This window comes from Candidatus Babeliales bacterium (assembly GCA_036260945.1).
Classification (GTDB): domain Bacteria; phylum Babelota; class Babeliae; order Babelales; family JACPOV01; genus JACPOV01.
The window spans coordinates 42,871-66,666 of sequence record DATALT010000002.1; the positions used below are offsets into that span (position 1 = coordinate 42,871).

Annotated in this window: 25 protein-coding genes; 15 read left to right on the forward strand and 10 right to left on the reverse strand. The window is 38.8% G+C overall.

Going from position 1 to position 23,796, the window contains the following annotated elements; translation table 11 throughout:
* Positions 1-6: 6 nt before the first annotated feature.
* The gene (gene arfB / locus VHO47_00665) at positions 7-438 is read right to left on the reverse strand and encodes an alternative ribosome rescue aminoacyl-tRNA hydrolase ArfB (protein ID HEX2977622.1); all 432 of its coding nucleotides are present in this window, start codon (positions 436-438) and stop codon (positions 7-9) included.
* Positions 439-608: 170 nt separating this feature from the next.
* Here arfB and VHO47_00670 point away from each other — a divergent pair, with 170 nt between their 5' ends.
* Complete coding sequence (locus VHO47_00670; GenBank protein ID HEX2977623.1) at positions 609-1,166, forward strand: heme-binding protein; 558 nt, start codon at positions 609-611, stop codon at positions 1,164-1,166.
* Positions 1,167-1,179: 13 nt separating this feature from the next.
* Here VHO47_00670 and VHO47_00675 read toward each other — a convergent pair whose 3' ends face one another.
* The gene (locus VHO47_00675) at positions 1,180-2,244 is read right to left on the reverse strand and encodes an FAD-dependent oxidoreductase (GenBank protein HEX2977624.1); all 1,065 of its coding nucleotides are present in this window, start codon (positions 2,242-2,244) and stop codon (positions 1,180-1,182) included.
* A 93-nt stretch (positions 2,245-2,337) separates the two neighbouring features.
* Here VHO47_00675 and VHO47_00680 point away from each other — a divergent pair, with 93 nt between their 5' ends.
* The 3 genes from VHO47_00680 to VHO47_00690 are packed head-to-tail and all read left to right on the forward strand — an operon-like array spanning position 2,338 to position 4,161.
* Positions 2,338-2,784 carry a hypothetical protein gene (locus tag VHO47_00680; GenBank protein ID HEX2977625.1) on the forward strand — a complete coding sequence of 149 codons (447 nt, stop codon included), beginning with the start codon at positions 2,338-2,340 and terminating at the stop codon, positions 2,782-2,784.
* Between the two features lie 46 nt (positions 2,785-2,830).
* The gene (locus VHO47_00685) at positions 2,831-3,439 is read left to right on the forward strand and encodes an NAD(P)H-dependent oxidoreductase (protein HEX2977626.1); all 609 of its coding nucleotides are present in this window, start codon (positions 2,831-2,833) and stop codon (positions 3,437-3,439) included.
* Entirely contained in the window at positions 3,436-4,161 is a 726-nt protein-coding gene (locus VHO47_00690) for an NADPH-dependent FMN reductase (GenBank protein HEX2977627.1), read from the forward strand. Before VHO47_00685 ends, VHO47_00690 begins: the two co-directional genes overlap by 4 nt.
* Before the next feature lie 17 nt (positions 4,162-4,178).
* On the opposite strand, the gene VHO47_00695 is transcribed toward VHO47_00690, so the two are convergent.
* Positions 4,179-5,168 carry a hypothetical protein gene (locus VHO47_00695; protein HEX2977628.1) on the reverse strand — a complete coding sequence of 330 codons (990 nt, stop codon included), beginning with the start codon at positions 5,166-5,168 and terminating at the stop codon, positions 4,179-4,181.
* Positions 5,169-5,285: 117 nt separating this feature from the next.
* Between VHO47_00695 and msrB the strand changes: the two genes are divergently transcribed.
* From msrB to VHO47_00715, 4 genes are read left to right on the forward strand one after another with little or no spacing between them, the layout of a single operon-like run.
* Positions 5,286-6,239, forward strand: a complete 954-nt coding sequence (msrB, locus tag VHO47_00700; protein ID HEX2977629.1) for a peptide-methionine (R)-S-oxide reductase MsrB — start codon at positions 5,286-5,288, stop codon at positions 6,237-6,239.
* 33 nt (positions 6,240-6,272) lie between these two features.
* Positions 6,273-6,740 carry an SET domain-containing protein gene (locus tag VHO47_00705; protein ID HEX2977630.1) on the forward strand — a complete coding sequence of 156 codons (468 nt, stop codon included), beginning with the start codon at positions 6,273-6,275 and terminating at the stop codon, positions 6,738-6,740.
* A 36-nt stretch (positions 6,741-6,776) separates the two neighbouring features.
* Positions 6,777-7,229, forward strand: a complete 453-nt coding sequence (locus tag VHO47_00710; protein ID HEX2977631.1) for a hypothetical protein — start codon at positions 6,777-6,779, stop codon at positions 7,227-7,229.
* A 13-nt stretch (positions 7,230-7,242) separates the two neighbouring features.
* Entirely contained in the window at positions 7,243-7,716 is a 474-nt protein-coding gene (locus VHO47_00715; GenBank protein ID HEX2977632.1) for an FKBP-type peptidyl-prolyl cis-trans isomerase, read from the forward strand.
* Between the two features lie 61 nt (positions 7,717-7,777).
* On the opposite strand, the gene VHO47_00720 is transcribed toward VHO47_00715, so the two are convergent.
* Complete coding sequence (locus tag VHO47_00720; GenBank protein HEX2977633.1) at positions 7,778-10,216, reverse strand: glycosyl hydrolase family 18 protein; 2,439 nt, start codon at positions 10,214-10,216, stop codon at positions 7,778-7,780.
* A 184-nt stretch (positions 10,217-10,400) separates the two neighbouring features.
* On the opposite strand from VHO47_00720, the gene VHO47_00725 reads away from it, so the two are divergent.
* Positions 10,401-11,219 (forward strand): hypothetical protein, encoded by an 819-nt coding sequence (locus VHO47_00725; protein ID HEX2977634.1) that lies wholly within the window; start codon positions 10,401-10,403, stop codon positions 11,217-11,219.
* A 63-nt stretch (positions 11,220-11,282) separates the two neighbouring features.
* Here the strand turns inward: VHO47_00725 and VHO47_00730 are convergent, their stop codons facing one another.
* The gene (locus VHO47_00730) at positions 11,283-11,813 is read right to left on the reverse strand and encodes a hypothetical protein (GenBank protein HEX2977635.1); all 531 of its coding nucleotides are present in this window, start codon (positions 11,811-11,813) and stop codon (positions 11,283-11,285) included.
* A gap of 202 nt (positions 11,814-12,015) precedes the next feature.
* Between VHO47_00730 and VHO47_00735 the strand changes: the two genes are divergently transcribed.
* Positions 12,016-12,693: a thioredoxin domain-containing protein gene (locus VHO47_00735; GenBank protein HEX2977636.1), complete on the forward strand. Its 678-nt coding sequence runs from the start codon at positions 12,016-12,018 to the stop codon at positions 12,691-12,693.
* A gap of 70 nt (positions 12,694-12,763) precedes the next feature.
* On the opposite strand, the gene VHO47_00740 is transcribed toward VHO47_00735, so the two are convergent.
* The 3 genes from VHO47_00740 to VHO47_00750 all read right to left on the reverse strand — a co-directional run bounded on the left by VHO47_00740 (position 12,764) and on the right by VHO47_00750 (position 16,279).
* Positions 12,764-13,381, reverse strand: coding sequence for an aquaporin (locus VHO47_00740; protein HEX2977637.1), 618 nt, complete (start codon positions 13,379-13,381; stop codon positions 12,764-12,766).
* A 76-nt stretch (positions 13,382-13,457) separates the two neighbouring features.
* Entirely contained in the window at positions 13,458-14,840 is a 1,383-nt protein-coding gene (locus VHO47_00745; protein ID HEX2977638.1) for a phospholipase D-like domain-containing protein, read from the reverse strand.
* Positions 14,841-14,947: 107 nt separating this feature from the next.
* Entirely contained in the window at positions 14,948-16,279 is a 1,332-nt protein-coding gene (locus VHO47_00750) for a family 1 glycosylhydrolase (GenBank protein ID HEX2977639.1), read from the reverse strand.
* A gap of 174 nt (positions 16,280-16,453) precedes the next feature.
* Between VHO47_00750 and VHO47_00755 the strand changes: the two genes are divergently transcribed.
* Positions 16,454-18,019 carry an ankyrin repeat domain-containing protein gene (locus tag VHO47_00755; GenBank protein ID HEX2977640.1) on the forward strand — a complete coding sequence of 522 codons (1,566 nt, stop codon included), beginning with the start codon at positions 16,454-16,456 and terminating at the stop codon, positions 18,017-18,019.
* Between the two features lie 3 nt (positions 18,020-18,022).
* On the opposite strand, the gene VHO47_00760 is transcribed toward VHO47_00755, so the two are convergent.
* Positions 18,023-18,685, reverse strand: coding sequence for a ribulose-phosphate 3-epimerase (locus VHO47_00760; protein HEX2977641.1), 663 nt, complete (start codon positions 18,683-18,685; stop codon positions 18,023-18,025).
* Positions 18,686-18,855: 170 nt separating this feature from the next.
* Between VHO47_00760 and VHO47_00765 the strand changes: the two genes are divergently transcribed.
* The 4 genes from VHO47_00765 to VHO47_00780 all read left to right on the forward strand — a co-directional run bounded on the left by VHO47_00765 (position 18,856) and on the right by VHO47_00780 (position 22,746).
* Complete coding sequence (locus VHO47_00765) at positions 18,856-19,245, forward strand: VOC family protein (protein ID HEX2977642.1); 390 nt, start codon at positions 18,856-18,858, stop codon at positions 19,243-19,245.
* 217 nt (positions 19,246-19,462) lie between these two features.
* Positions 19,463-19,756, forward strand: a complete 294-nt coding sequence (locus tag VHO47_00770) for a co-chaperone GroES (protein ID HEX2977643.1) — start codon at positions 19,463-19,465, stop codon at positions 19,754-19,756.
* Positions 19,757-19,788: 32 nt separating this feature from the next.
* Positions 19,789-21,429, forward strand: coding sequence for a chaperonin GroEL (groL, locus tag VHO47_00775; protein HEX2977644.1), 1,641 nt, complete (start codon positions 19,789-19,791; stop codon positions 21,427-21,429).
* A 495-nt stretch (positions 21,430-21,924) separates the two neighbouring features.
* Positions 21,925-22,746, forward strand: a complete 822-nt coding sequence (locus tag VHO47_00780; protein HEX2977645.1) for a hypothetical protein — start codon at positions 21,925-21,927, stop codon at positions 22,744-22,746.
* 140 nt (positions 22,747-22,886) lie between these two features.
* On the opposite strand, the gene VHO47_00785 is transcribed toward VHO47_00780, so the two are convergent.
* Positions 22,887-23,720 (reverse strand): DNA-formamidopyrimidine glycosylase family protein, encoded by an 834-nt coding sequence (locus VHO47_00785; protein ID HEX2977646.1) that lies wholly within the window; start codon positions 23,718-23,720, stop codon positions 22,887-22,889.
* Between the last annotated feature and the right edge of the window lie 76 nt (positions 23,721-23,796).

The window sequence follows — 23,796 nt, forward strand, 5'->3', positions numbered from 1 at the left end:
CTTACTTTATTCATCAAAAAAATTTTTTTTGCGCATTTTTTTCACCTCGCTCCGCTTTCTTTTTACTTGCACGCGAGCCTCTTTAGCTGTTTTGGAAGCGCGGGTTGCTCTTCTCTTTTTAGGAACATGAAGCGCTTTTTGGATAATGTTAGCAAGTTGCGAAAGCGCGAGTTCTTTATTTTGTTGTTGGCTACGCGTCGCGCTGCTATGAATTATTAAATCGCCTTCCGCTGTGAGGCGTGATTGTAAATTTTCAACGATCAGCGTTTTTAATTCATCAGAAAATGCGGTGGAATTTTTTACATTCCAGCGAACAGTAATACGAGTTTCTGTTTTATTAACATGTTGCCCGCCAGCGCCTCCGGATCTGCTGGTAGTAATTTCTAGTTCATGCTCGGGGATAATAATTCCGTTTTTGATCAGCACATCGTTTTTCATAATTGTTCAGAGGATTTCCAGAAAAATTAACTCTATCTATAATCTATCTTTTTTTTTAATGTATAAAACAGTGAGTCATAAAATAAACCAAATAGTTGAAAATAATAATCATGGAAAATCGAAAAATAACCCTAGTAGGTGGATTGATAGTTTTAGCAACAGGAATCATAATGGCAAAAACACAAGAAGCTCCATATACCGTTATTTCAAAAGATGAGAGCGTAGAGATACGAAGGTACGAACCACTTATTACCGCGTATGTGGAAGTTTCTGGGGAGAGAAAAGAAGCAATCAATGAAGGTTTTCGTCTTTTGGCAGATTTTATTTTTGGTAATAATACGAGTCGCAAGCAGATTGCAATGACAGCTCCTGTGATTCAACAAAAATCTGAGAAAATAGCAATGACGGCACCGGTTATGCAGCAAAAGGGCGATGGAAACTGGCGAATTACGTTCGTTATGCCTGCACATTTTACGCTTGAGACGCTCCCGAAGCCAAATAATAACCAAGTGAGGATTGAGAAGGGAAAAGAAAAAAAAGTTATCGTGATTACTTTTTCGGGGCGCGGCTCAGAAACTAACATTGAAAATCATTTGAAAGAGTTAAGATCATATATAGAAAAAAATCGTGTTAAGATTGTGGGTGAGCCAATTTTTGCTTTTTATAATCCACCATGGACGCTCCCATTTTGGCGACGTAATGAGATTATGTTTTTATTAGCAGATTAAAACAGTTTTGCCATTAGCCAAAAAAATCTTTGCATCGTTCCAGAAGGCGCTCAAATTCATGATGGTTCTCAGTGAGTGAATCCTGACCGCGAATAAATGTAATACCTAAAATGCCATCTTCTTTCGGTGCAAAATAAATCAATTCATCGCGCGGGAGTCCTTTAAGGCTCATTTGAACTACTTTTACATTGATCATATATTGAAGATCACTCAAATTTGTTTGATTTTTTAACGTGATTAAATGGCCTTGGACCGGAACAATTCTTTTGTCATCAGTAAGTTTTCGTGCACCCAGACCCGCACAATTGAAGATAATTTCCTCAGGAAGATCATCTAAACGATCAACATGCACATTTTCGATTTTGATATTTAGCTCTTTTATCATGCGCTCAAATTCACCCATGATGATCGAGGAATTAATAAAAATCGTTTTATATTCGATTGCTTGAAATTTCTTACCATTATTAAAATCCACGATAACGTGTTGCGGTAATTCAATCAGTCCTTGCTCAATGTAGGGTGCAAACCCAGGATCTATATCAAGCCCGTAATAAGCGGGCAGTAATTTTGGGCCAGCCTTAATAAATGGGTGCATACCGCGAGCGATATCTAAATATTCTTTATATGATTCGATGCCGCGCTGCAAAAAAATCGATCGTTCATGCGCTGTAGAAGATTTGCGTGGTCGAGGAAAGAAAAATCCCGCTGCTTTATACGATGCAATACTGTGCACTTGATCGGCAATAATGCGCACCTTAAATCCAAGTAAGGTTAATTTTATTGCGGTCAATAATCCATAACACCCAGCGCCTACAATAGCAATTGATTTGTTTTTAAAAAAAGAATGCAGATTCAATTCATTTTTAAATTGACGAATCGATTCGTTTACGCACCCAAAAAGAAATGTCCATCCTGCTCCTCCTTGGCCGTAATTATGACAAACAAGTTTGTTATTAAGTAACTGAACAGAAGTTTCAAAAATACGTTCGCGGTGCGCACGAATGCATACAATTCTTTCTTTAATATATTCGGCCGAAATTTTTGGAGGAGTCAGATAAACGGTTTTTATAGTATTCAAACGATAAATGCATGGTTTTTGGGAAAAAATAAATTATGATAAACTATAACACAGATATCTCAAGAAAAAATGCATTCTACTTTAAGGAATTAAATGAATTATACATTCATGCCAATAGCTATTTTTGTTTTTTTTGTTTCCAACTTCGCGCAAACAATGGAAAAAAAAGAGGCACAATTGCCCGAAACGCAGCTTTGTGCTCAAATTTTGTTTTGGCCAGCACAGGATGAATTACATTTCTCTAAAACGCCAATGGTTAAATTTACTAAGTTAAGCATCCCAAAAACTTTTGCTGAATTAAAAAAAGAAATAGCTCAGAAAGTTATTTGTAGCGAAGATATAGATCAGATCACAGTTCATAATAATAACGTAAAACTTGATAATCCCGAGATGATTGATTCTTTTGAGAAATTTCTTGCTCATAAAAGAGCGTGCAAGAAAATGGTTATGGGTAATTTGAAAGCAATAACTTTTCTTCAATTATTTGTCTACGATAAAAATAGAGTGGAGTATGACAAAGATCTTTGCGCAAAACTTTAATAAAACGACATCTCGGATGTCGTTAATTCAATCATGGAGTTAGATTATGATGCGGAATAATAAATTAATTTTTACTATTTTTATCTTCTTGTCGTTCTATCAGCCTTATTCGTTGGGTAAGGAAATGCCAATCGTGCTCCTTGTTCTTGGCAGTGAGCGCAAAAAAAGAATGGCTGAGCCGCTTTCAAAAGCGATTGCAGCGCTCGTCGATAAATCAAAAGTGAATCTGCGTATTGTCGATTTACAAGAATACGCTCTTCCTTTTATTGATCTTCAAAATCCGCAAAGAGATGAAAATATGAAGCGATGGGCGCGTGAAGTGCAGGATGCGGATGCGCTTATTCTGTTAATTCCAAATTATAATGATGGCTATTCGGCTACCATTAAAAATGCGATCGACGTACTTGTTGATGAGGGAAAGAATAAAATCGCTGGCTTAATTAGTTATGCTGGTGGCTACGGTAGCACAAATCCGATCACAAGTTTATCGCCGTGCCTTAAATCAATCGGTATTGAACCACTTGCCGATTCGTACGTGGTCATACCATTTATTTCGAGTGTTCTTACAGGCGATAATACATTTAAAAAAAATGAAGTAAGCGATGAAATAAAAAAAATGTTATTGAATATGTATAAAAAATTAGGAGTCGCATGAGCAAAACTTTATATACTATTATAACGAGCGCGCTGGGCATTCTGGCGATTGTATTAATTGATTCGGTCATTATCCCGGCGATGAAAGCTGGCCAGAAAAAAGAATATATTATTATTTCCGATCACATAGAACCTCGCTCAGTTGTTAATTCTCTAATCAAAGAAATTTCCAAGCAGTTGCGTGATCAAGCCTCTGAAAACAACGTGAAAAAGCGGGATGTTAAAGTTACCGTCGTAGATTTGTCGACCCTTAATTTGCCAACAATGAATGCAGCGGTTTCTCCTGCGCAAGCGCCAATCGAAGATAAGTCGGTTAAACAATGGGGCCAAATGATAAATTCTGCCGATGGCATTATTTTCGTAGTACCAAACTATAACCAAGGATATCCAGCTATTTTCAAAAATAGTATCGATTTGATTTGGGAGCCGTGGCACACCAAACCAGTTGCGCTTATCGGTTATTCTCTTTCCGGAGAAGAAGGGGAAAATCTTGTACATTCGTTCGGGGATGTTTTAACCATTACTAAAACTGAGCAAGTAAAGCCTGCATTGTATTTACCGAATGTAACGCACCACAGTTTAATGAATGCACAGCAAGAAAGAGAGCTGAGAGAACTTTTTGATACGCTTATCAAATCTTCGCATAGCGGTAATTTTATAACAAGAATTAAGAACGCGGTATCAAGCACCGTTATGCGCATGCTTTTAAAGTTTACGAATTAAAGCGATAATTTCGTTTATTAAGGAAGGCGAATCGCTTCTGGATGTTTGTCAAAATAATCTAAAATCATTTGCTTGCGTTGCATAGTTTTTTTGACAAAGGCGTCGATCAGTTCTTTATACTGATTCAAACCTTCCTTCTCCATTTCAAAAGGAATTGCTGGCCAGAATGATGCAAGTTGTTCAGGCGTGAGCTTTTTTATTTTGCGCAAAAGATCGGAAGATATTGTTTCTGAAAATGGTGCGCCGGGCTCTTTGCTTGAAGCATAAAATTGCCGCCACAGGCGATTGTGCCAAATTCTGCAATATCCATTATCGATATCAATTTTGGTCCAGATATCTACATGCGGGAATGCGGCATGCATTATTGCAGGATCTTGCGCTATGTTTAGGACACTTTCAAAATCTTTTGGTTCTTTATCTGGATCAATTTTTACACATGCTACAAAATCACCAACATTGCCCACCCAAGGGCACGATTTTTTTTTATCGGGGCTGTATGCAAACACAAATTGATCCACGTTTGCAATTGCTTCATTATCAATTAAATGGAGTTTATTCGTATCTTTTTGAATGATGAGATTACCAAAATGACGATCGTATTGCCCAAAAAGAAACTGAGCAATATTCATGCTTTCCCATTCTTCAATTGAAATAGTTTTCTTTAAATGCATGGAGTCGGAAATCTGAATGCCTTGATCAATCCATTGCGAACAAAAAGAGACAGATTCTTTCCCGTCAGCATTTTTAGATTTTAATAGTACGGCAGGAGGAACGATATTGAGTTCTAGGAAGCGACTTGCATTATACATTGCAATCTCGCCGCACATATAACGTACGCTTTTTGTTAATCGCTCTTGAGTGTTTTTATCAATAATAGTTTCGCATTTAATAAAACGTTTAATTTTATTTTGCAGCAGATCGGATGTTAACTTATCTTCAAGCGGAGAGCAGAATGTTGCCCAGCTGCAGAAAGATAAGAAAAATGATGTTCTAGAAATAGTATTCATGGTAACTATCTTTGTTAAATGATTTTTATCGAGCGATGATCTCAGATTCTGTGACGCTCATCATAAAGATAAAATAATTGAGTGAAAAAAATCATCCATTTTTAAAAAGGAGAAATAATGGCACTGGATCAAAAGACAGAAAAAGCTACTTTTGCGGGTGGCTGTTTTTGGTGCATGGTCGCACCATTTGAAAAGTTGCAGGGAGTTGTTTCGGTTGTTGCAGGATACGCGGGAGGGATAGGTGAAAATCCTACGTATCAAGATTATGCAAAGAAAGGATATGTGGAAGCAGTCCAAATTCAGTTTGATCCAAACAAAGTAAGCTATTCCCAAGTGCTCGATTTGTTTTGGCGGCAAATCGATCCAACCGATTCTGGCGGGCAATTTGCAGATCGTGGGCAGCATTATAGAACGGCGATTTTTTATCACACATCAGAACAAAAAAAAGAGGCTGAATTGTCAAAAGAACGGCTCGGCGCTTCAGGTAAGTTTCAAGAAAAAATTGTTACAGAAATTATTCCCTTTACCAATTTTTATTTAGCTGAACAATATCATCAGCAATTTTATAAAAAAAATCCGGAGCACTATAAATCGTACGCACAAAATTCTGGTCGTGAACCATTTTTAAAAAAAATGTGGAATCAGGATACTGAGTTATCAAAAAAATTAACGCCTTTACAATATGATGTCATTAAGTGTGGCGGCACTGAGCCCGCATTTAATAACGAATATTGGAATAATAAAGAGGCAGGCATTTATGTGGATCGCATTTCTGGAGAACCACTTTTTAGCTCTCTTGATAAATATGATTCTGGAACTGGATGGCCGAGTTTTACCAAACCACTCGAATCGAATAACATTCGTGAGCGAGATGATAATTCGCTCTTCATGCCGCGTACAGAAGTTGTGAGCGCCAAAGGTGGGTCGCACCTTGGCCACGTTTTTCCTGACGGCCCGCAGCCAACAGGTTTGCGTTATTGTATGAATTCTGCAGCACTTCGTTTCATTCCGGTAAAAGATCTAGAAAAAGAAGGATATGGTGCCTATCTTTCATTGTTTAAAAATAGATGATTCGAAAATGATTCCAAAAGTGAGGAGTTGCACATGAAATTGAGATTATTTGGATTGCTTTCTTTAATCTTGAATGTAAACGTTTTTTGTGAGGAATCTCCTACCAAAATAAATGAATTCTCATTTATTTTAAAACCTTCGTCGATTGCGGGAGTTGGCATCTTTGCAGCTCATGATATTATAAAAGGAACAAAAATAAATTTCTTTCCTGCAGATTATCAGCATCGAATGATCTCCAAAAAAGATATCCCTGAGGAGTTTTTGAAATATTGCGTTGCCAAAACGGAAGAAATATGGATAGCTCCACATAGATTTGATCATATGGAAATTGCTTGGTATTTAAACCATTCTGTAGATCCTAATATCAAACGAACTGAGCCGGGAAGCTGTTATAGTTTAAGAGATATTGAAAAAGGTGAAGAAATTCTCATTAACTATAATGATTTTAATGAGCCAGAAAATGCGAAAGAAGAATATTTTAAGCCCGAAGAATTGCAGTAATTGCTTTCGAGAACTGTATATTTCAAGAGGAATTAGATGAAAAGAACAATAATTTTGCGGGCCATCGTTTTTAGTTTTTTATTTCCTAGCATTGTTTATTCCATGCAGTTAGATGACGTGGAAAAAAAGAAAATAGATGTTGAGTTATTATTTTGGGCAAATCAAAAAAAAGAAGAGTATAGGAAAACACCTACCGCTCGATTTATACAGGTCCCATCGGGTGTAACCTTTGAAGAATTGAAAAGAATTATTGCTCATACAGTTGGAGTTGTAAAGATGGATGCAATAACGGTAAGTGGCCTAGACGAAAAAAAAGATAATCCAGAACTCATTAAATGCTTTGAAAAATGCTCGCATCTTGAAAAGAATTCTATCACATTGCTGAATGGCGTTGTTGATCTTACGACGTTTCTTAAGATCTACGTCTATGATAAAAACCGTGTCGAATATTCGGGCAACAATAATTATCTAATAAATTCAAAATCTTAAAAAGGAATCTATAATGAAAAGACTTTGCTTAATCATGGTTATTATGATTGCGCCAATTTTGCTTATTGGTTGCGGGCAGCCAATGAAAACTGAACAAACTACTAGTAATCAACATGAAGGGAAAATACAGATGAGTCGAACAAAAACACCATCGGGATTAGAGTACGAAATTATAAAAGAGGGAACCGGCGCGTCGCCGGTAGTTGGCAAAAAGGTGACTGTTCATTACACCGGTTGGCTTGATGACAATGGTAAGCCCGGCACAAAGTTTGATAGTAGCGTGGATCGTGGCGAGCCGTTTGGCTTCGTAATTGGTGTTGGCTACGTTATCGCGGGATGGGATGAGGGCGTAGAGTCGATGAAAGTTGGCGAAAAGCGCCGCCTATTTATTCCATCGAAATTGGGTTACGGAGCTCGCGGTGCTGGACGATCCATTCCGCCGCATGCTGATTTAATTTTTGATGTTGAACTTATCAGCGTTGGATAAAAATTAAAAAAGAGAAAGCGGGAGTTAGCTCGCTTTCTCTTTTTATTATCTGTTACTTAGTTTATTTTAAACCATTAACGATTGTATTAATACCATCCCAAGTTGGTGTATCGAGTCCCAATTCCCAAATCATCGCACCACCTAAATTATTTTGCTTAATATAATTAGCTTTTAATGCAATAGATTGTTCGTCTTCGTAGGTTATAAATTCTTTATTCGATGTGTTAAATAGATAAGGTGCCTTTGCTTGATCTTCCCAGAATCTTGTATAGGTATTTAAAAGATTTTTCTTAATATCTGAGAAGAATCGATAACCAGCTTCTTCGGTTGTTCCGCTTCCAACTCCATTAAATGTGCAATATAGACCGTCGGTTGTAGAGTTAACGTTTGCATATGAACGGCCGTAAAGTGGTATTCCTAAAACCACTTTTTCAGATGGCACTCCTTGAGATACATAGTATTGCACGGCATCACTTGCATTGAACTTTGGTTCACCTTGTAATGGTTGATAAAGAGGTGCATGATGGCCAGTTTTTGTATCCCACGATCCTGCAAAATCGTAGCACATCACATTAATCCAATCTAAATAATTATGGATTTTGTTAACTTCAATATCTTGATAATGATTTGGGCCAGCTGGGGCTGCAATAGTTACGAGCAGTTGCGGTGAATGAGCTTTAGCAGCTTGGTATAATTCTTTCAAAAGCTGTGTGAAGTTTTGTGTGTCTTCTTGCCGGCCACTGTGTTCCGCAAAGTTCGGATATTCCCAATCAATATCTACACCGTCAAAACTATATTGATCGCACATTGCAATGCATTGGCTTACAAAATTAGCGCGTGCTTGCGGATTTGCAGCCATTTTAGAGAAATTATCTGAAAGCGTCCATCCACCAACTGAAATTAATGTTTTTAAATGTGGGTATTTTTGTTTGAGATCGTAAATCTGTCTGAAATTACCCCAATACGGTTTTTCAAGATTCCAGTTATCGCGGTATTCAACATCGGCCCATGGATCAAAAAGAGCGACGTTTCCTGCAATGTCATGTTTCAGGAATGCATAGTTAAGATGCGTAATTAACGAAGCATTTATATTTTGTGGCTTAAATGCTGGAGTTCGGTAGATCGACCAATTGGCATAATAACCAACTATTTTCTTAGGCTGCGAAGTTGTGGGTTGGTTAACTTGTGTGGTTGCTATATTACTTGGTTGACTTACCACTCCTGAAGCTGCAGCTTTTACACGATAATAATAAGTGCCGTTTGCTTTTCCTGAAACCGTATATGAAGTTGCAGAGCCATTAAAAATAACAGTGCTTGGATTAAAAGCAGTAGTTGTTGCCTCTTCTAATTGATATGTTTGTGCACCGGGAACATTATTCCAAGTAATTGAATAGCTGTTATTGCCGGTTGCGTTCTGTATTCCGCTTAGCACTGGGGCGTCAAGTATTTGTGGTGCTTGAACATTTATTGTGATACTTACGTTATTACTTGCGCTACTTTTTCCAGAAGCATTAGATGCGAAAACGCGGTAATAATAATTGCCATTAGGTTGATTTTGGAACGTTTTTGAAAGTGCAGATCCTTGATATGCAATCGTTGAATTTGCAAACGATGCTGAAAGCGCTTGCTCTAAAATATATTGAGTTGCGTTAGCGACGCTATGCCAACTTACAGAATAATTTGCACCAGAGCCGTTTATCGGATCTAAAACAGGCGCTTGAGGGATTGGTAGAGAGGTTGTGCATTGCGCTGGATCTAATGCGGCAGTTGCTATGAGATTAGAAATTCCTGGAGCGATAGTGCCGCTTTTATTGATAACCATGCCGACTGTTGCTGAAGCACCCGGCGCTATTACACCGCCACCAGACCATGCAGGATTTTTTATGGTTACCGTATTGCCAGAAACGGTAGAAACGCCATTCCACGCACTGCTAAATGTATGACCCGAAGGAAGCTGGAAGGTCAGCGACCAAGAAACTGACGGTTGCGAAGTTGTATTACTTAAAGTGATCGTAATCTGATAACCACCTTGCCATGAAGAATCGACGACATATTGCGCTCCTAAGTTGAACGAACAAGGATTTGTAGGCGGAGTCGGCGGCGTAGTTACTTTTGGAATTCCTTGGGCGGAGAGTGCCAAAATAGTTGGCGTTGTTTGAGACGGATTACTCATAGCAAGCGCCACTATCACGCTTTGTTGAGGATCAAGTGAACCATTATCGGTAAGATTAGTAAGCTTAACATGTTGGCCAGTTAATTGGCTGTTAGCGTTCCATGCGCATCCTAATTTTTGCCCGGCTGGAATATCAAAATCTGCTGACCACGCAGTTAGTGGAGTATTTAAATTATTCGTAAGCGTTAAGTGAGCATTATAGCCATTTACCCAACTTGCATCTATAGTAAATGAGCTGGAAATGGGCAAGTCTGCAAACATTGAAACTGTTTGCAAACATGCTGCAAACATTAATAAAAACCTATTTCCAGTTGGATTTTTGCGCATATCTTTCCTTTTTTTTGAGATTTCTATTCCGTGTTTGAAGATAGGCAAAAGCTTATTGTTTGAGTCAATGAAATTAAAAAATCGGTCCTCTAAGTATGTTGATTTTTTAAATACTAATATTTTATTGTTTTAGCACTCCTTGGATTGTTTTCGATGGTCTCTGTAAACTCAAAAGAGGATTTATATGCGCACTTCTAAATTGATTATTTTATTATTTTTAATATCTTCCAGCGTCTGGATTGGGGCAAGTCATCAAGGACGCTGCGATAATGGTCCACTTATCAAACCATTTTCTGTAACAGTAAGAGCCGGTGTTGCGCCTTCGCTTTTTACTGATCGTGGTTCGGTTAATGTTGTGGTATGCCCTTTTTCACCCCCATTCTTTGAAGTAGCAAAAGGTCAGAAATTTGGAGACATTTGGCATAATTATGCCGCAAACGTGGGCGTAGATTTTGGCTATGCTCTTTGCAATAATGTAGAACTTTTTGGAGAATTTAATTATCGCAGAGCCAAGGCAACTAACAAATCTTTTCTCGGTGTTGCCCCAACTGGCGCATTCGGCAACTTTTTCTTCGATCTTGACGACTTTCAAGAATATGCAGGATATTGCGGCTTTCGCTATTTTTTCAATCGCGTAATTTGTGAACGAATGGCATTTTTTCTGGGTTCGAAATTTGGTTTAGTCAATTACCCTAAAATTCGAACGAGGCCACTTACTATTATCAATGCAACTGGCATTTCATTGATACAAGATACTGTTTGGTTCGACGCCCATACTGCCGTCAGCGGTGGATTGCAAGTTGGATTCGATTATTTAATCTGTGATTGGATCTCACTATTTTTTAATGCCGAAATCGTCGCTTCCGGTTCATTAAAGCCATTTTTTAATTTTGTAAAAGCCGATCCAACAATTTTTCCTAACTTTACCAATTTGCTTCGCGAAGCTAACGGAACACTTCTTTCGTTCCCCGTCAATATCGGATTTAGATTTTATTTTGGATAAACTATGAAAATTTAAAAGGGCCCGGTTATATTCCAGGCCCTTTTTTAATTAGATTATTTATTTTTAAGGGTTATTCGAAATTGGAAGCAAGATATTCAAACCAACGTCTACTGCTCGGTAAACCCCAATAGCAATTGTAATTTTGGTGAGCTTGCATTTATCGCAAATGCCTTTGCATTCTTCATTGTTGCACGTAATGCATGAACCAATAACCGGGACATGGCGCGCTATGTTTTGAAATGTGCGTGTGCATGTAATGCCAGCAACCGCAGCAGCTATGGGCGCTCTCCATGAAAGATTCTGTAAGCCATCTGAAGTTTTATCATTTGCTATGAGGCTCAAAGAAAGCATGCCGCCAGAAATTGAGATAACATTTCCCGCATCTTGCGCATCAATTCCAGTTTTTTCAGAGAATTTTTTCACTGCTTCTTTTTTACTCAGTTCATCGGTTGCATATTTAGCTGCGCCGGATAAAAGTAAACCACCAGCTGCTTTGGCCATGTCAATTCCAGATGCTTCTGCTTTGATTTGCGAATTAAAACTTACTGCTGCAATTAGTGCAAATATTGATAAGCGTAATGAAAATTGTAACATAGAAACTCCTTAAAAGTCGTTTTAACTATCGTTGATAAGAGTAATCGAAGAAACTTATTTATCAATTAATCGAAAAAAAGTTTGTATTTTTTTGAAAGGCTTTCCATTTATTGTTAAGCGTGTGCGGTTTTGAGTAAACTATTATGCACATTGCGCCCTTTGATGGATATTTTTCTAATATATTTTATGAATGGAGATGGCGATGACGTTATTAAAAAAAATTGGTTACGTGCTTGGTGGCATTGTAACTTTTTTTGCTGTCGGTTATGCGATGCAACTTCCAATAATTCCACTGGGCTTACGTTATATAGTTGCAGCTCTGCAATTTCTGATTCTTGTTGCTGTTGTTTTAGCGCTTGTTATTTATTCTGCTCGATCAATGTGGCGCTCGCATAGATTTGAGTCTTTTCTTTTGCTATTAATGAGTCTTTTTTTTGCGATCGTTTCGCTGCCTACGTATCTTCCACTTATTTATTATTATGCAACGCTTGCAACGGCTCAAGTACATGCAAAAGCGCCTTCGAATCCGGAAGAATTTGCGGAGCATGGGAGCGAATTCATTTCTTATTTATCTGGTAAAGCTGCGTTTGAGCAAATGGTGGCAAGCAGTGCTCGCAAACCAGCCGCAATAAAATTATCAGCAAAATGGTGCGGTCCATGCAAAAAATTGAAACCGGTTTATGAAGTGGTGGCCCAAGAGCTTCATGAAAAAATAACTTTTGGTGAAGTGGATATTGATTTATTTGATGATAAATCGCTCCTCACCGTTCCTGGAGTGCCCACAATTTTGATGTACAAAAACGGCCAAGAGATTGGGCGCATTGTTGGTTTCAGAACAGCAGAAGAGCTGACAGCAGAATTTAAAAAATTAGAAATGTAAATCAGCTCATACAAATAATTAAGTGAGTACGAGCACCGTACTCACTTAATTATTTTTTATAGTGAAAAAATTATTCTTCAGTAAAGTAATCGAAAGCATGTGCAGCCAATGCGCCGCCAATGAATGCGCCGCCAAGATACATGGCAAGATGATGATATGAAACGTGTACTCCTGAAACGAGACCATAAAGAGCTGCACCAAGTGCAATGGCTGGATTGAAAAGACCACCAGAAATCGGCCCGCCCAAATAAGCAAGTGCTGGAATAGTGAATCCGATTGCCAGTCCAAAAATATCGTTTCCGCTATACTTTTCAGAAGTTGCAACAAAGAGGATAACTAATGCGAGCGCAAATGCTAAAAGTATTTCCACTACAAATGCTTGCATCATAGTTACCTCAGCGCCAGGAGCTGGGATGGTGATGTGTCCATGTAGAAAAGCAGCAGCAGCAAATGCAGCAAAGCCGCCGGCTATTTGCGCTACCATATATGTTGGTAAATCGTCCCAAGAAAGGCGTCTTCTCATCGCGATAGCAAGAGAAACCATCGGGTTGTAATGCGCTCCAGAAACAAATGCGCCAATATACACCCAAGCCATTAGCATTGATGCAATAGCAAAAGGATTGTTCGTTAACGCAATAGTAAGAATAAAGAAAAACGTACCGAGAAATTCCATAATAAATCTTCTCACGCCGACTCCTTGTTTTTTAGAAAAACATTTTAGACAAAAATGAATCTAGTCTTGGGGGCAACGTCAAGTCAATAACTTATGAAGGCAAGGTAGGGAAAGGATCCTGAAAATCCGGTTGTGCAGATTTGAGTGCAGCATCTTTGATTTTTTGTTTTAGGGTAGCGATACGCGCTTTCAGATATTCATAAGCTGGGTGATTCGAGCCCAGCGCTTCAATGTTTTGTGCTATGGTGTTGAGTACTTTATAATGTAAGTACTCATATTTGGGGGAAATATTATCAAAATTGGTTCGGTGCTCAAAACGATCCAGGCTCTTTTTTATGTACCAATCTCTAAACTCTGCTTCAAGGGTTTTTATATCTTCAATTGCTGTAGATTCAGCAGCAATTGCTTCTATTTGATTTCTCAGCTCTTTGGCAAGTTCTGCATCTGGGAAAAATGTAAACTGGTTAATATCGCGGCTATTTTTTTCGGTTGGATTTTCTGATCCAGTCATTACTAAATTGCCACGAATTATTATTTTCTGGTGATTAATGAGCGGATATTTATTGGCAAATTTCTCTTTCCCATCAACGTTATATATATAAACAGGAACATCGTTTCGTCTAAGCTTTATCAGAAATTTTTTTGTTTCTGGATTAGCAAGATTGTGAAAATTAACACATAATACTTTAATATTTTGATGTTTTTGCTCGATCACTGCTTCCATATCTTTTTGATCGATGCCATAAAGATTGATCCATAAATCTTCATCTTGTGTATTTTCTATCCGTCTTTTGAGTGTGCGCCGAATGTTTGTGTCTAAACTGGTGATTCGTGTTGGTTTTTTTGGGGTCTCAACAAGCGGAGGCTTGATTGGCGAGCGCGGCAGTTTAGTTGGGGAAAGTACCGCTTGGTCAAATTTTTCGAGCGGAATAGATTTTTTTATTAACGCCTTATGCGAGTTAAACGCTGATTCGATAATCTCTTGACTAATGATTCGCATAACAGTTTCTTTATTTCCTGAATAAGCCTGATGGGTTGCGTTTGCTGACCCGTCATAAAGGAACTTACCAACAGATCCAGTAGATTTGGTATGCAGTGATTGGCCCAGCTTCGGATTTAAAACAAAAACTTGTATCCCTTTTTTTTGTAAATCACGACCAAGTTCTATCGATTGCGTTGTGGAATTAATAATTGCCTGAACAGTAGCGCCATTCAAAACAGCTTGTTCTAAAGCTTTAAGATAATCCGTATTTGAGAGGATAAACTGATTAATGAAAATAATATCGTTTGGTTGTGCATTCTTGAGATCTGCTATCATTTCTTCAAATCCGTACTGGTCTTCATACCCATACAGCTTAACTTTCTTTGGGGACTTTTCTTGTTTGGAATCTGGCCCTAGTGCTGCCTCAATCTTTGCTTGAAAACAAAAAAGAAAAAAAGCCGATAACGATAGAATAATAGAATATAACTTCATACTGTTTTTTGCCTCAAATAAGATTAATTACTATAATAATTATAGCAATATATTTTCTATTTGACAATTGTGTCAATTTTTATAGCAGGGTAAAAATAAGGGCTGAATCAAGACGGAAGAAATGAATTAATAAAGCTCAAGCTGCCATTTCGCAATGATCGTTCCTTGGTCGCAAAATCAACCTTATAAAGGCCAAACTTTTGATCAAAACCGCGATCCCATTCATAGTTATCCATAAGGGTCCAATAAAAATATCCTCGGACATCAAAGCCATCTTTCATAGCTTCGTAGATTTTTTGGGTATACAATTCTATAAATAGTGCGCGATGCTGGTCTTTTGCATCAGGAATGCCATTTTCGGTTATATAAATTGGTACTCCCAACGATGCCATATCGGTAATCGCGTCATAGATGCCATCGGGATACAAAGCATATTCCATATCGGTCATTATTTCGCCGGGCATACAGGTTGGCCCCTTATTTCCAACAATTAGGCGTGAATAATAATTGATACCAATAAAATCATAACATCGCGGTGCTCCTGGAAGTTCTGCATAGATATCGACAATTCCAGGAATTTTGTATTCAAAGATACCTGTTTGAAGAAACTTTTTAGTTTGTTTGTGAGCCGCGCAGAAATTTAAAAACCAAGCGGTAAATCGGCCAAATGGCGACCAATTTGAATAGGCATGAGCATGCAATATTTGATGCACAATCCCAATTTGCGTTGAAGCTCCGTTTGGCATTTTCTTCAGCGCTTTGTAGACGCGGCAGTGTGCCGTTAAAAGATTTTTGAGTACGGTTCCCGCTGCGTTAAAATTCATTACTTTTCCGGGTGAGTGCATACCAAGAATAAAGCCCATAAAACTGTAAACCGTCGGTTCGTTAATCGTATACCAAATTGGCACTTTGGCGCTTAATCTCTTGAACACTAATTTTGAAAATCTGAGGAAATATTCTAAGTTTTGCTCTTTTTGAAACCCGCCAATTTCATCAAACCACTGTGGGTGAACAAAATGATGCAGCGTGATAGTCGGCACGATGTCTGCAGCAATAAGTGCATCGATATATTGTTCATACCAGTTGAGCATTTCTTCATTAAAAACTCCCTGTTCCGGCTCAATGACAGCCCACTCTATAGAAAAACGAACGGCATTGCATCCCAGGTTTTTAATGAGCTGAATATCGTCCAAAGCGCGATTCCAAAAATCGGCAGCAGATCCACATCGCTGATTTCGGTTTATGGTAGATTTTCCTAATAAACTTTTTTGCTGTTCAAAATGTGACCAATTGCTTTTGCCATAAATATCGCCCCCGTTTTGGTAGGCAGAAAGGGCAATGCCTTTGAGAAACGTTTTTGGTAATACAGTCAGTTCAGCGCAAGAGCCTGCTTTTATGGTACTGAATAGGCAGATAAAAACTACAGAGAGAACGCGCATAAAAGAAAAAACTCCACTAAAAATGATCACATTTTTGTTTGTATTTGCAAATGAATGATAAAATAAAATTATAGCAGATAGTAAGCGATCGCTCAATTATTATTGAGGATGCTTGTTTACTCGATTATCCTTTCTGTATGCTAGAGGCAATGGAGCAGTTTTCAGGGGGGAGCGATGAAAAAGAGTTTAAATAAATTTCTCATGGTAATTTTTTTGCTGGGCGGTTCGGTAGATGGCGTTGTTGAAATGGAGCAGGGCCCTGAAGGTACCGGGTGGCAGTTGGTGCAGAGGCCCTATGTGCAAGATGTACCGGCCTATAGTAATTATTACGAGAGCTCTCAGGTGCCTCAACCGAATTTCGGGGCAATGGCGCCTACACTGACTCCCCAAGAACAGATAAGAATCAATCAGCAATTTGTAGAAGCTGTGCACAAGAAGGATCCCGCCATCTTGCAAAAACTTATTGACGAAGCGGTCGCGCGTGGCAGGAGAAATCCTGCAGAATTTGTCAAATTAATGACCCTTCCAGATGCAAGTGGATGGACCCCATTTATGCATGCGGTAGAAATCGGCGATCCTTCGCGTCTTAATATTTTTATGGATGCGTTTCAAAAAGTATTAGGAAATGACACCGCTTCGCTTCTCAAGATTGTAAATTATCAGGATGTTCATGGACGAACTGCGCTGCACCTTGCTGCAGAGCGCCGTCAAATTGATGAAGCGCGATTGCTGCTTAAGCGATTCGTGGAACTTTTTAAAAACGATAAGAAATCGTTTTTTGAAATACTTAATAATCGTGATCGCCATTTGGGTTGGACTCCATTGATGGCTGCCACTTATGATAGTGCATCTGAAATAATTGAGGCGATTTTGAAAGCTGCTGCACAAGTGCTGGGTGTAGGTACTGAATATTATAACGATGTTCTTAATGCTCGAGGTTCGTTTGGCAGAAGCGCTATTCTCTTGAGCATCGCGCCCCGCGATCGCTGGCTTTTATTGCAATACGGAGCTCGAGACGATGTCGAGCCTCAAGACCCATTGACTAAAGATTTAAAAACCTTGGGATTAAAGTTTTTGCATTATGCGTCTCATGATGGGCACGAGCAAGATATGGAAGAGTTTTTCCAAATGCTTGCTGAAAGGTATCCAGAGAATTATCAAGCATTTCTGTTTGTATTGACGGCGCGTGATGAAGGCGGCTGGACAGCGCTTATGAACGCTTCGGCTGATGGTAATGCCGAGTATGTTCGGATTATTTTAAGCAATGCGCACAAGCTTTTTAAAACTGATACGGCGCGTGTAGCAACACCAGGAAGAGAAGGCGAGCGCCAAGAAGATCCGCTATGGTTTAGTCTCGTTTTAAATAACGCTGATGTGCATGGTCGCACGTCTTTGCATTTGGCAATCGCCCGGCGCCATTTAGAGACGTTTAAAACGCTTCTTTCTATGGAAAAAGAGTTTTTAGGAAACGATCGTCGCACCTTCAATCGATTCATAAATCATCGCACCGAACTCAATGGCTTTACGCCATTATTACTTGCAGCATTTCGTAGTGCAGACGATGAACTTTCTCTTAATATGATAAAAATACTTGTTGAGCGGACTTTGGCTGGAATGGGGCGAGATTCAATCGATTATGAACGTTTTATTAATGCGAGAGATTTAGATAGGCAATCATCAGTTGCATATGCTCTTTCGCCGCGCATCAGAGATTATCTAAAAAAGAACGGCGCGCGATAATTTTTATTTCACGCACTCGTATAATTTTTTGAGTGCATCGATTCTGTCGCGGTGAGAAAAAATGGCAGAGGCGATTGCTGCGCTATCTAATCCATTTTTAAAAAGCTCTGGGAGATTATTTGCATTTAAGCCGCCATCCATGCCGATGCTAAAACTAAGTTTTTGTTGTGTACGTAAAGTAACGAGTTCTTTCAATCGTGAAATGGAGCTTTGTAAAAATTGTTGCCCAGAAAAACCGGGCTCTACCGACATCAAGAGCACTTCATCGACGAGCGCTATGTAGGGAGCCAATTTTTGCACATCTGTCGATGGTTTGAGAGCGATGCTTACTCGCCAATGCTTAGTTCTTAAATAATTGATCAAAATTTCGGGAGCGCTAACCGCTTCGATGTGAAAAGAAACGGTGCAATTTGCAGAAAGGTCAAGGCGGCGAGCAAATGATTCAGGCTCTATTACCATTAGATGGATGAAAAGTGGTTTGCTGGTAGAGCCCAGAATTGCTGCAATAAAAGGAAATCCCCAAGTAAGATTTGGTACAAAAACACCATCCATCACATCGATATGGAAGCCATCGCAGTGCGGGGCGACTTGATCAATTTCATGCCTCAGATTAAGAAGATCTGCGCTTATGAGCGAAGGAAATATTTTTATTTTTGATCGATTCATCGTGGCTCCTGGCAAAACGTGACTCCTTTTTTGATCGTGCTTATACTATGACGATACATGTTATTCTATCCTCAGAAAGCTAGATATTTCAAGTCGTTGATACGTCTATGCACATGAGGTCTGTGTGGCTCACTTTTTTTGTGCTGTACAGTACTATGCAGGAAGTTATTATGAATTTTAATCTCCGTGTATCTATGGTAAGTTTGATGCACAATAAACTTGATGCAGGAATCGCTTTTTATTCGATGTTGGGAATTCCTTTAACCTTTCAAGTTCCGGCAAAATGGGCGGAATTTGATTTGCAGGGCGTAAAGTTATTTCTCTATCAAGTTGATGAGGAGCTTCCTGATCATTATAGTGGGTTGGTTCTTCACGTTGACGATGTCGCCAAATTTTATGAAGAATTTAAAGAAAAAATTACGTTCGTAACTCCGCCTACCGATCTTGAGTATGCATATATTGCTCGTATAAAAGACCCGGGCAATAATATTATCGGTTTAGTGCAGCCAACCCCTGAGCGGGTGCGTGCGGCAATGGATCAGGCAAAAGCAGGTATTTAGGGCTTCTAAGCGGTACCGGATTCTAGAGCTGTTTGCCCATAGATTTTATCCAAGATATACACCGTTTGTGGTATAAAAGTTGAGTGCTTTGATGTAAATATTGCAAAGCAAAGGCTTTTAAGTATACTGGAAACAGGGAGTTTTTTTAGATAGAAAGTTCTCCCTGTTTTTGAAAGAATTTCTCTAAAAAATGGCATACATTCTTTAAGGAGGCCTTATGTACGATAAACTGACTCCTTTGGCAGATCGAGTTCTGCTTAAAAGGCTAGAAGTAGAAGAAAAAACAGCTGGTGGGCTTTATATCCCGGAAGTTGCTAAGGAAAAAGCACAAACCTACAAAGTGGTAAAAGTAGGGCCAGGAAAAACAACCAGTGAAGGCAAAAATCTTCCGATGACTGTTAAAGCGAACGACATTGTTTTTGTTCCAAAATACGCAGGCACAGAAGCTGGTAACGAATATCTCATTGTTAAAGAAGATGAAATTTTAGGCGTGGTTGGATCTAACTTATAAGATCATGCCGGTTTGTTCTAGGAGTAATTAGAATGGCAAAAATAATCGTATTTGGCGTTGAAGCACGCGAAAAAATTCGCAAAGGTGTTGATACGCTTGCCGATGCAGTAAAAGTGACCCTCGGGCCCCGTGGACGTAACGTTGCGTTTGAAAAATCGTTCGGTGCTCCTTCAATCACCAAAGACGGTGTAACGGTCGCTAAAGAGATCGAATTGCAAGATAAAATAGAAAATATGGGCGCACAGATGGTGCGTGAAGTTGCAAGCAAAACAGCGGACGTTGCGGGTGATGGTACCACTACGGCAACTGTTTTAGCGCAAGCGATATTCCGCGAAGGTAACAAATTTGTTACTGCCGGTGCGAATCCGATGGAGCTTAAGCGTGGTATCGATAAAGCGGTAACTGCAGCTGTCGAGTTCATCAAATCGCAATCTAAAAAAGTAAATTCAAAAAAAGAGATCGAGCAAGTAGCAACCGTTTCTGCAGCTGATGCTGAAATTGGTCAACAAATTGCGCAAGCAATGGAAAAAGTTGGCCGCGATGGTGTAATTACCGTTGAAGAGGCAAAAGGTATGGAAAGCGAACTTGAAGTGGTTGAAGGTATGCAATTCGACCGCGGCTATATTTCGCCTTATTTGATTACCGATGCAGAAAAAATGGAAGCGGTTCTGAACGATCCAATGATTTTGCTCTACGAAAAGAAAATTTCAAGCATGAAGAGCATGCTCCCAATGCTTGAGCAAGTTGCAAAATCTGGTCGTTCGCTCTTAATTATTGCAGAAGATGTTGAAGGCGAAGCGCTTGCTACGTTAGTAGTAAACAAATTGCGTGGTACGTTAACTGTTTCAGCGGTTAAAGCGCCAGGATTTGGTGATCGTCGCAAAGCGATGCTTGAAGATATCGCAATATTAACTGGCGGCAAATTGATTTCAGAAGATATAGGTTTGAAACTTGAATCGGTAACGGTAGCCGATCTTGGTCGCGCAAAAAAAGTGATCATTACCAAAGACAATTGCACAATTGTTGAAGGTAAAGGTGATGCGCAAGCGATTAAGGGACGCGTTGCTCAAATTCGTGCGCAAGCTGAAGCAACGACTTCAGATTACGATCGCGAAAAATTGCAAGAACGCCTAGCAAAACTTGCTGGCGGTGTTGCAATTATCAAAGTTGGTGCAGCAACCGAAACTGAAATGAAAGAGAAAAAAGATCGCATCGAAGACGCATTGAGCGCAACTCGTGCGGCAGTTGAAGAGGGAATCGTTGCGGGTGGCGGCGTTGCATTACTTCGTGCACAAGGCGTTGTATCTGCGCTCAAGCTTGAAGGCGATGAAAGACTTGGTGCTCAAATAGTGTTCCGTTCGCTTGAAGAACCGTTGAGAATTATTTCTTCAAATGCAGGGCACGAAGCATCAGTGATTGTTAATCGCGTTAAGGCTGAATCAGGCACTATTGGATTTGATGCAAAATCTGGTGAGTTCGTTGATATGATCACAACTGGTATTATCGATCCAGCAAAAGTAACTCGTACTGCATTGCAAAATGCAGCATCTATTTCTGGTTTGCTTTTAACAACCGAAGCGATTATTTCAGAAATCCCAGAAGAGAAAAAAGAGGCTGCAGGCGGCCATGGCCATGGCGCTCCAGGAATGGGCGGCATGGGAGGCATGTACTAAGACTTTTTTCTTAGATAATTTTAAGAGCCGGTGTAAAAGCCGGCTCTTTTTTTAATACGCAAAAAAATTATTTTTTTTCTATCAGATTTCTAACATTGTCAAAAATCTGATCAAATTCCGTTTTTAGATCTTGGTTTAGTTGATTGCTGGACAATTGCTTTACAATTAAGAAAATAACTAGTTGCTTAATGAAAGTGATTTTAATTTTGCTCAATTCGGATTGCCAAAGTATAATTTCGTTTTTCGTAGTCAGTGCAGTAACTAGGAATTCTGCCCGGAGACTTCATTTTTGCATTCAAGGAAAGTATAGTGGTTCCTGATATCAATCCAGCAAACATTTTCTTCATTCATCTTGGCATTCAAAGCCGAAGTTTTATGGGGATAAAATAACTAAATATTAATGAGGCTAGAAAAAAAGTGAGTTACGCACCGCATTTTGATCGCATTCTATTCCTTCTGTGTCTCCTAAAATTCACCGATTTATCATCAATTTCTATGGTATATAACTTTCGGATTGCACAACTTATCACAGAAATTGATGAAGAAACCATGGGAAAAAAATACAACCTTTTAGCGCTCCCTTTTGATGAATATGACAAAAGATATAATGGCATTATGCGCAATTTTATTGGTGGGCTCGGTTCATTTAACTATAATTTTTCTCCCTATTCATTCCGTACCGATTTTGCAGTTTCCTATGTACATGAAAAAGCACTAAACAGGAAAACGTTTAATGATATTCAAACTGATGACATTCTTTTTACTTTTGGCAGAAATTTTTTTCCTAATAAAAAAACTGTCATAACAGCATCAGGCTTATTGGGAGTCCCAACCCACAAACTTTTACGATATCTGCACCCCTCATTTGGCTATGCACAGTTTGGCCTAGGGACGACGCTTGACGGGTCATATAAGTTCCATAAACAGAATTCTTTGCTATTTGGGGCCCGTTACATCTATTTCGTGCCTGCGAAAGGTAAAGATATTTTAGGAAATACTTACACGTTCAGCCTTGGCAATGTTGGGGATATTCTTCTTGCATACGAAGGAAAATTGAAAAAAAAGCATGCTCTTATGATGGGTTATGCTCTCGTATCACATTTTGGAGGTTTTTCTACACCTCGTTTTGATGAAGTCGTAAAAAAAGAAAATTACTTAAGAAGTAGTTGGTATGCCGTTTATAAATATAAATTTTTGATCGATGATATATCAAATAGGATTCTTTTTTATATTTCCTATGGCTTTGATCACAGCCCAAAAGTTTTTGGTATGGAGTATATCGTTACATTTTGGTTTGCTTGGAGCGTAAATTTTTAATCTTTTGGATCGCACTTAGGGTTCAGCGTCCTAGAGCTCATCTTGATACGCGTACTGTATTTTATTTAAAAAAAGGGAGCATGCTTGAGGAATGATCGCGCGATGCAAGAGATGGGTTTATGAAATTTGCATAATGAGGGTCAGACTTGATCCTTTGGACAATAATAGGTTGATCTTCCCGCAATCGATGTTTTCTTAAGTTTATGATTTCTATTTTTAGGGCAAATCATATCGATATGGCGATGCGATTGTAAATACGATGACTTAAATCTTTTGCTGCTTTCGTCAGAAAAGAGATCGTGCACAGATTTTTTTATGTTTTTGATGCGCAGCTTAATCGCGTACAATAGAATCTTACGCATTTCTTTATATATTGTTTTTAGCTGAGCCTCTGATAAATCTCCCACTCTGTGATGCGGATCAATATTTGATTGAAATAATATTTCATCCGTATATTCATTCCCGATGCCAGCGATCAATTTTTGGTCCATTAAAAAACTTTTTACATTTTTCTTTTTTTTAGCGAGCGCAATCTGAGTAAAGTCTTTATTTGATAAATTTAAGGCATCAGGGCCCAGTTGTGTTATTCCTTTAATCTGATCAGTGTTATCTACAAGCCAGATTTTTTCAAATTTTCGCACACTCTTGAAATGCAAAACGGAATGATCCTTAAAAATAAATGAAACTGCCGAAAAGCGTGTTTTTAGATCTTTTTTTTTGATGAACTCTAAAGAGCCGGTTAATGCAAAATGAATAACCAATTTTTTTTCAGAGGGGCTCAGAGAGATAATAAGATATTTTCCGCGCCTATCTGCATTACTAAATTTATTATGTACGATATCTTTTTTAAACGTCGTAAGAGATATCGCCTTGATAACTCTCGCATCGGTGCTCGTTACTTGTGAGATAACTTTATTGAGACAATGCTCTTTTACATACCATTTAAACGCTTCAAGCTCTGGTAACTCAGGCATACAAATTCCTCGATCAATTTTGAAATATGGTTTTTTAAAAAATCGGCCACGCTTCCAATTGCCGGCATTTGCTAAA

What these genes read in the sequence shown, in the direction of transcription:
- arfB (HEX2977622.1), bottom strand. Translation starts at nt 438, where the DNA reads ATGAAAAACGATGTGCTGATCAAAAACGGAATTATTATCCCCGAGCAT.
- VHO47_00670 (HEX2977623.1), top strand. Translation starts at nt 609, where the DNA reads ATGGCAAAAACACAAGAAGCTCCATATACCGTTATTTCAAAAGATGAG.
- VHO47_00680 (HEX2977625.1), top strand. Translation starts at nt 2,338, where the DNA reads ATGAATTATACATTCATGCCAATAGCTATTTTTGTTTTTTTTGTTTCC.
- VHO47_00685 (HEX2977626.1), top strand. Translation starts at nt 2,831, where the DNA reads ATGATGCGGAATAATAAATTAATTTTTACTATTTTTATCTTCTTGTCG.
- VHO47_00690 (HEX2977627.1), top strand. Translation starts at nt 3,436, where the DNA reads ATGAGCAAAACTTTATATACTATTATAACGAGCGCGCTGGGCATTCTG.
- VHO47_00695 (HEX2977628.1), bottom strand. Translation starts at nt 5,168, where the DNA reads ATGAATACTATTTCTAGAACATCATTTTTCTTATCTTTCTGCAGCTGG.
- msrB (HEX2977629.1), top strand. Translation starts at nt 5,286, where the DNA reads ATGGCACTGGATCAAAAGACAGAAAAAGCTACTTTTGCGGGTGGCTGT.
- VHO47_00705 (HEX2977630.1), top strand. Translation starts at nt 6,273, where the DNA reads ATGAAATTGAGATTATTTGGATTGCTTTCTTTAATCTTGAATGTAAAC.
- VHO47_00710 (HEX2977631.1), top strand. Translation starts at nt 6,777, where the DNA reads ATGAAAAGAACAATAATTTTGCGGGCCATCGTTTTTAGTTTTTTATTT.
- VHO47_00715 (HEX2977632.1), top strand. Translation starts at nt 7,243, where the DNA reads ATGAAAAGACTTTGCTTAATCATGGTTATTATGATTGCGCCAATTTTG.
- VHO47_00720 (HEX2977633.1), bottom strand. Translation starts at nt 10,216, where the DNA reads ATGCGCAAAAATCCAACTGGAAATAGGTTTTTATTAATGTTTGCAGCA.
- VHO47_00725 (HEX2977634.1), top strand. Translation starts at nt 10,401, where the DNA reads ATGCGCACTTCTAAATTGATTATTTTATTATTTTTAATATCTTCCAGC.
- VHO47_00730 (HEX2977635.1), bottom strand. Translation starts at nt 11,813, where the DNA reads ATGTTACAATTTTCATTACGCTTATCAATATTTGCACTAATTGCAGCA.
- VHO47_00735 (HEX2977636.1), top strand. Translation starts at nt 12,016, where the DNA reads ATGACGTTATTAAAAAAAATTGGTTACGTGCTTGGTGGCATTGTAACT.
- VHO47_00745 (HEX2977638.1), bottom strand. Translation starts at nt 14,840, where the DNA reads ATGAAGTTATATTCTATTATTCTATCGTTATCGGCTTTTTTTCTTTTT.
- VHO47_00750 (HEX2977639.1), bottom strand. Translation starts at nt 16,279, where the DNA reads ATGCGCGTTCTCTCTGTAGTTTTTATCTGCCTATTCAGTACCATAAAA.
- VHO47_00755 (HEX2977640.1), top strand. Translation starts at nt 16,454, where the DNA reads ATGAAAAAGAGTTTAAATAAATTTCTCATGGTAATTTTTTTGCTGGGC.
- VHO47_00760 (HEX2977641.1), bottom strand. Translation starts at nt 18,685, where the DNA reads ATGAATCGATCAAAAATAAAAATATTTCCTTCGCTCATAAGCGCAGAT.
- VHO47_00765 (HEX2977642.1), top strand. Translation starts at nt 18,856, where the DNA reads ATGAATTTTAATCTCCGTGTATCTATGGTAAGTTTGATGCACAATAAA.
- VHO47_00770 (HEX2977643.1), top strand. Translation starts at nt 19,463, where the DNA reads ATGTACGATAAACTGACTCCTTTGGCAGATCGAGTTCTGCTTAAAAGG.
- groL (HEX2977644.1), top strand. Translation starts at nt 19,789, where the DNA reads ATGGCAAAAATAATCGTATTTGGCGTTGAAGCACGCGAAAAAATTCGC.
- VHO47_00780 (HEX2977645.1), top strand. Translation starts at nt 21,925, where the DNA reads ATGGTATATAACTTTCGGATTGCACAACTTATCACAGAAATTGATGAA.
- VHO47_00785 (HEX2977646.1), bottom strand. Translation starts at nt 23,720, where the DNA reads ATGCCTGAGTTACCAGAGCTTGAAGCGTTTAAATGGTATGTAAAAGAG.